Raw genomic sequence first — 6,559 nt, 5'->3', positions numbered from 1 at the left:
GCCGATGGTAGGCCCAGCGAGGCCAGCGCGCCAATTCCGTCGTGGAATGATGGGTTCCAGCCAACGGCGGAGCCCCTCGTGGTTGGTCGCGAACTACGATTTCCCGTGTTGGGCCGGGTGGGTAGGCTACGCGGGGGACGCCGTGAACCCATCTTGGGGGCTTGGCCGCGGCATCCATGCCGCGGACACCCCCGCGCAGCCTACCCGCCCGGCCCCTGACAGTTTCCTGCGGGCGCCAGCCACGGAAGAGAATCAAAAGATCAAAAGCAGAAGCCGGTCGCTGCGCTCTCAGGCGCCGGATCGCAGGCATCTGCCTGGTTGCCGGCCAGCGGCCGGCACTACCGGGAAGCATCCACGCATGGCGTGGATCTACTGTGCCGACCAAGGTCGACCCCCACGAGCAACAGGCCATGCCATTCCAACAGATCGCGGAAATCTGTCGAAGGCGGGGTGGATCCGGCTGCGGGGGTGTCCGCGGCATGGATGCCGCGGCCAAGCCCCCAAGGATGGGTTTACGGCGTCCCCCGCAACCGGACCCACCCCGCCATCCCACCGATACCCCGCTTTTGACGTTGACGTTGACGTTGATTCGGCGGGTGCAGGGCGCAGCCCTGCATCAGACCCCAACCCTCACTTCTTCAGGAAGTTGTCCACCAGCAGATGCTTCACGTCGTCGAAGCGGCCGTTCAACACCGCCTTGGCCGCGTACAACGCCGTGCCGGCCACCTGCTTGGCTTCGATCTGCGGCGGCATCACCAGCTCGGCGCGGCTGGTGTGCACGTCCAGCAGCGCCGGGCCACGCTGGGACAGGAAGTCCTGCACCGCTTCCTCCAGGTCCTCGCTGCGGGTCACGGTGCGGCCGTGGAAGCCGATCACCTCGGCCAAGCGGCCGAAGTCCGGATTCTTCAGGTCGGTGTAGTTGTCCAGAAGGCCTTCCACCTTCTGCTCCAGCTCGACGAAATTCAGCGAGCCGTTGTTGAACACCACCACCTTGATCGGCAGGTTTTCCTGCACGGCCGTCAACAGATCGCCCAGCAGCATCGCCAGGCCACCATCGCCGGAAAGCGAGATCACCTGCCGGCCCGGGAACGCCTTCTGCAGGCCCAGTGCCTGTGGCATCGCATTGGCCATCGTGCCGTGCAACAGGCTGGTCAGCGTGCGGCGGCGGCCGTTGACGCGGATGTGGCGCAACACCCACACCATCGGCGAGCCACCGTCGGCGGTGAACAGTGCATCATCGGTGGCATATTTCGACAGCAGCGCGGTCAGGTGCTGCGGATGGATCAGCTCGCCCTCACCGGGCTGCTCTTCCTTCTCGCGCTTTTTCAGTGCCTTGTCACGGCGCTCGATGCACTCGTCCAGGAAACTGCTGTCCTCGCGCGGCGGCAGCATCGGCAGCAAGGCGTCCAGCGTCGGCGCGATATCACCGACCACGCCAAGGTTCACCGGATGGCGGCGGCCGAGGTGGCTGCCATCGCGGTCGACCTGGATGATCGTCGCCTTGTCCGGATAGAACTGGCCCCAAGCGAAATCAGCGCCGAGCAGCAGCAGCGTGTCGCACTCCATCAGTGTGTGGAAGCCGGATTCGATGCCGAAGATGCCGGTCATGCCCATGTTGTACGGGTTGTCCGGCTCGACGAAGTCCTTGGCGCGCGAGGTGTGCGCCACCGGCGCCTGCAACCTGCGCGCAAGTTCCAACAACTGGGCGTGCGCGCCCTGGCAACCGGCGCCGGCATAGATGCCGATGCGCTTGCCCTGCCCCAGCAGCTCGGCGATGTGCTGAAGCTCGGTGTCGGATGGACGCAGCACCGGCTGGGTGTAGTGCACCGAGAACGGCACATCGTGCTTCACCTCGGCCTCGCTGATGTCAGCCGGCAGGATCACTACGGCGACGCCGCGACGGCTGATCGCGGCCTGGCAGGCCAGCGCCACCACGCGTCGCGCCTGTTCGGCGCTGTGCACCTGTTCGCAGAACACCGTGCAGCTGCCATACACCGCCTTGAAGTCCACTTCCTGCGGGAACTCCATGCCCAGCTCGCTGGTGACGATCTGGCTGGCGATCAGCACCATCGGCGCCCGGTTGCGGTTGCTCTCGAAGATGCCATTGATGAAATGCAGGCCACCGGGTCCGCAGGAGCCAGCACACGCCGTCAACTGGCCGCTGACCAGCGAATCGGCGCCGGCAGCGAACGCTGCCACTTCTTCATGGCGTACATGCACCCAAGCGATCTCGCTGCCATGCATCGCATCGGTAACATGATTGAGCGTATCGCCCACGATGCCGTAGCAACGGCGGACACCGGCCTGCTGCAGGGCGTCCACCACGATTTCGGCCACGCGCTTGCTCATCGGATACATCCTCGAACGGGGGAACCTCCGAGGCTAGACCCGGTGAAGTGATGCCCCCGTGGGCAAGGCGCGCATCGCCTCGATGCGCAAACTTCAGACGGATGTCTCGTCAATCGTTGACGTTGATCCAGCCCACCACCGCGCCCTGCTTCGGGTTGCGGTAGCGCAGCTTCATCCAGCCATCCTGTTCATCCAGCATTTCCACACGGTCGCCCTGCACCAGATAACGCTTGGTGCTGGATGCACCGGGCCGATCGAACAGGAACAGGCGCGCCGCCAGCACGGAGGCCTGCTGGCCACGCAGCGGTCCGTCGGGCGGTGCGCCCAGGCCATCGGCAATGGCCGTCTCAAGCACGTTTCCGGCGGCATCATAGGTGCGCCAGACTGCCAACGGCCCCTGCTCGTCGGTCTGCACCCAATGCAGCGCGGCGTTAAGCGTATCGCCCAGCATCAACACGCTCTCGGAGCGGTACAGATAGAGCTTCGTACCTGCAAACCGGTACTGATCGGTGTACCACATCGGGCCGCTGCGGCAGCTGCTGGTCAGGGTGCGGCTCGAACGATCGACAGTCAGCCCCATCAAGTCACCGCAACTGTCCTTGCCGCGGGTGTCGGCCTGCAGCGCGCGGAACCCGGCACTGGCCGGATCGAAGCGGTACACCGCCACCGCTTCGTTGACCATGCCCACCGATGCACGTGCAATCAATTCCGGGTAGCCATCGAAATCGACGTCCTCCAGACCCCATCGCGAATTGCCGTCCGCATCCGCCGCGCCCGCCAGATTCTGGCGCTTGCCCGACGGCGACAACTGAACCGCGATGCTGCCGTCCTGCTGGGGATCGGCGTGTGCCTGCACGTGAGCGGCGACCTGGAACCGTAGTGTTTCGCCGTCGCCCTCATTCGCCTCCGCCGTCGGCAGCCACAGGCCTGCCAGCAGCAGGCCCAGCACGTAGTCCCTGTGTTTCATCGTCCATCCCTGTGGCGCCACGATGGCCCCTTCAGGTCAGAACGATACCTCGACCGGCTGCCGCGACCACAGCACCGACTGATGCTTGGTCTGCTGCTTCCACGCCAGGCGGATCGCTTCGATATCGGCGCGGCGCTGCGGGGTGTCCTCGTGCAGCACCACCAGCACCTTGGTGCGCAGGCGGTTGGGTGCGGCATCGCCGCGGAACAGCCACTGGCCATAAGCATCGAACACGGTCAGGCCATCCGGGAAGCGCGGGGTCACTTCCTTGTCCAGGAAAGTGCGCCACTGCGCATCGCTGATGGTGTCGGCCTGCGGGCGGTTGCCGGCGCCCTGCTCCTCGCCCACGCCGAAGTACAGCTCGCTGCGCACCCAGCCGTGGCCGGCGGACGGGCGGGCGGCATCGCCCTTCAGTTCGGCGGTGGTGGCCGTGGCATAGGCGCTGGGCGCCTGCGAAGAGAGGCTGGCGCAGCCGCTGGTGGCCAGCAGCACGGCGAAGACGAGGCCAAGGTGTTTCATCGGTACAACTCCGGGGGAAGGGGGACAAGGCGAGGCGGCAGCGTACAGCGCCACCGGCCCGGCGTGCTGATGCCAGCGGGGCATCAGCTCATGCCGGACCGGCAGGGCTTGCATCGGCACCGGCCATCACGCGAAGATAATATATCGCTTCATCCGGATGGATGTAAGTTAAACCATCTCCCCCCTTCCCCGTCGTCGTTGTTGCTGGAGCCCCCATGTCCGTCCGCCTTCCTGCGTCGCCACTCGGCCTCGCCATCGCCCTCGCGCTTTCCGCCGCCGCCCCGGCCCTGGCCCAGGACGCCACCAACCTGGACACGGTGATCGTCACCGGCACCCGCGCGGCCGACCGCACCGTGCTCGAATCCACCTCGCCGGTGGATGTGCTCACCGCCGAGGACATCCGCAAGGCCGGCGTGGTCAACGGTGAGCTGGGCAGTGCGCTGCAGGCGCTGCTGCCGTCATTCAACTTCCCGCGCCAGTCCAACTCCGGCGGCGCTGACCACGTGCGCGCCGCGCAGCTGCGCGGCCTGTCGCCGGACCAGGTGCTGGTGCTGATCAATGGCAAGCGCCGCCACCACACTGCGCTGGTCAACACCGACAGCAAGATCGGCAAGGGCACCACCCCGGTCGACTTCAATTCGATCCCCGTCAGCGCGATCAAGCGCATCGAAGTGCTTCGCGACGGCGCCGGTGCGCTGTACGGCTCCGATGCGGTGGCCGGCGTGATCAACGTGATCCTCGACAACGGCGGCGACGGTGGCGAGATCGAGGCCAGCTACGGTGCCAACCACACCGACCTCAAGCCGATCGGCCGCACCCTCACCGATGGCCAGACCGGCAACATCAGCGCCAAGGTCGGCACTTCGCTGGGCGAGGACGGCGGCTTCCTGCGCGTCGGCCTGGAGTACAAGCACCGCAACGGCACCAACCGTGCCGGCTTCGACCAGATTCCGCCGTGGGACCAGACCCCGGGCAACCTCGCGCTGCAGGGCAAGCGCAACTATGTGCTGGGTGACGGCAAGAGCAAGGACATCAACCTGTGGCTGAACACCGAAATTCCGGTGGGCCAGACCTCCACGTTCTACGCGTTCGGTACTTTCAACCAACGGGATACCGAAGGCGCGAACTACTTCCGCTATCCCGATGGCGATGCCAACTGGAAAGAGGTCTATCCGAACGGTTACCGACCGATCTCCGAAGGCGAGAACCGCGACGTGCAGGCCGTGGCCGGCGTGCGCGGCCAGTGGGGTGAGTGGAGCTACGACGGCAGCCTGGATTACGGGCAGAACGATTTCACCTACCGCCTGCGTGATTCGCTCAACGCATCGCTGGGCCCGACCAGCCCGACCCGCTTCAAGACCGCCGACTACGAATACGCACAGACCGTGGGCAACCTCGACCTGAGCCGCGTGTTCACCCAGAGCGACAGCATCAGCCACACCCTGGGCCTGGGCGTGGAAGCGCGCCATGAGCGCTACCAGACCCGTCCCGGCGACCCGGCCAGCTATGCGGCCGGCCCGTACACCGACCGCCCGACCGGCTCGCAGGCCGGTGGCGGCCTGACCCCGCAGGACGCGGCGCGCCTGTCGCGCGACGTGGCCAGCGCCTACGCCAGCCTGTCCAGCCAGTTCGGCGAGAAGTTCTCCACCGACCTGGCCGCGCGCTACGAGCACAATGACGACTTCGGCGGCGAACTGACCGGCAAGCTCGGCCTGCGCTACGAATTCACCCCGGCGTTCGCGCTGCGCGGCGCCATCTCCAACAACTTCCGCGCACCGTCGCTGGCGCAGATCGGTTACGAATCCACCTCCACCGGCTACAACGCCGGCGGCCAGCTGGTGCAGGGTCGACTGCTGTCGGTCAACAATCCGATCGCACGTGGCCTGGGTGCGCAGAATCTGAAGCCGGAGAAGTCGATCAACACCTCGCTGGGCTTCACCAGCCGCATCGGCGAGCACTTCGACCTGTCGCTGGACTTCTTCCAGATCGACATCGACGACCGCATCGCGCTGTCGGAAAGCATCACCGGCGATGCACTGACCGACTACGTGGCGGCCAACTACGGCGTCACCGGCCTGCAGAGCGCCAGTTTCTTCGTCAACGCCGCCGATACCCGCACCCGCGGTGCCGAGCTGGTGAGCAACTGGCGGCAATCGCTGGGCAACGGTCAGCTGCTGCTGACCGGCACCTATGCGTACACCAAGACCACGCTGAAGAACGTGCTGGCCACGCCGGCACAGCTCCGTGCACTGAACCCGGACTACGTGCTGTTCGGTATCGAAGAGACCAACACCCTCACCGATGCCACGCCGCGCACCCGTGGCAGCTTCTCGGCCGCCTGGAGCAACGACCACTGGTCGCTGAGCACCCGCGTGAACCGCTATGGCAGCGCCACCCGCGTGTTCAACTTCGGTGACGGCTACATCCCGCGCCAGACCTACCAGGCCGAATGGCAGCTGGATGCCGACGTCGAGTACCGCATCACTCCGCAGTGGAGCGTGGCCATCGGCGGCCAGAACCTGACCGACAACTACCCGGATCGATCCAACAGCGATATCCACTACTTCGGCAACCTGCCGTATGACGTGCTGTCACCGATCGGCAGCAACGGCGCGTACTACTACGGCCGCGTCCGCTATACGTTCTGATCGCATTGGGTGTGATTGCCTTCGGTGGGTGCGGACCGTTGGTCCGCACTACACGGTAGTGCCGGCCGCTGGCCGG

General features: G+C 65.9%; 4 protein-coding genes. 1 reads left to right on the top strand and 3 read right to left on the bottom strand.

Going from position 1 to position 6,559, the window contains the following annotated elements:
• Positions 1-630: 630 nt before the first annotated feature.
• The 3 genes from DI041_RS15665 to DI041_RS15655 form a co-directional block, all read right to left on the bottom strand.
• Positions 631-2,349 carry a thiamine pyrophosphate-dependent enzyme gene (locus tag DI041_RS15665; RefSeq protein WP_136639322.1) on the bottom strand — a complete coding sequence of 573 codons (1,719 nt, stop codon included), beginning with the start codon at positions 2,347-2,349 and terminating at the stop codon, positions 631-633.
• 109 nt (positions 2,350-2,458) lie between these two features.
• A complete protein-coding gene (locus DI041_RS15660) occupies positions 2,459-3,316 on the bottom strand; it encodes an XAC2610-related protein (RefSeq protein ID WP_136639323.1) in 858 nt (285 codons plus the stop codon).
• A gap of 36 nt (positions 3,317-3,352) precedes the next feature.
• Positions 3,353-3,835: a DUF3574 domain-containing protein gene (locus DI041_RS15655; protein WP_136639324.1), complete on the bottom strand. Its 483-nt coding sequence runs from the start codon at positions 3,833-3,835 to the stop codon at positions 3,353-3,355.
• A 215-nt stretch (positions 3,836-4,050) separates the two neighbouring features.
• On the opposite strand from DI041_RS15655, the gene DI041_RS15650 reads away from it, so the two are divergent.
• Positions 4,051-6,483 (top strand): TonB-dependent receptor plug domain-containing protein, encoded by a 2,433-nt coding sequence (locus DI041_RS15650; protein ID WP_136639325.1) that lies wholly within the window; start codon positions 4,051-4,053, stop codon positions 6,481-6,483.
• Positions 6,484-6,559: the final 76 nt, after the last annotated feature.

The sequence above is a fragment of the Stenotrophomonas maltophilia genome (assembly GCF_004920835.1).
Taxonomy (GTDB): Bacteria; Pseudomonadota; Gammaproteobacteria; order Xanthomonadales; family Xanthomonadaceae; genus Stenotrophomonas; species Stenotrophomonas maltophilia_AQ.
Note: the sequence above shows the minus strand (reverse complement) of the source record. Positions and strands in the feature narration are given on the sequence as shown.

Coding starts and splice junctions, on each gene's coding strand:
- DI041_RS15665 (WP_136639322.1), bottom strand. CDS start 2,349: ATGAGCAAGCGCGTGGCCGAAATCGTGGTGGACGCCCTGCAGCAGGCC.
- DI041_RS15660 (WP_136639323.1), bottom strand. CDS start 3,316: ATGAAACACAGGGACTACGTGCTGGGCCTGCTGCTGGCAGGCCTGTGG.
- DI041_RS15655 (WP_136639324.1), bottom strand. CDS start 3,835: ATGAAACACCTTGGCCTCGTCTTCGCCGTGCTGCTGGCCACCAGCGGC.
- DI041_RS15650 (WP_136639325.1), top strand. CDS start 4,051: ATGTCCGTCCGCCTTCCTGCGTCGCCACTCGGCCTCGCCATCGCCCTC.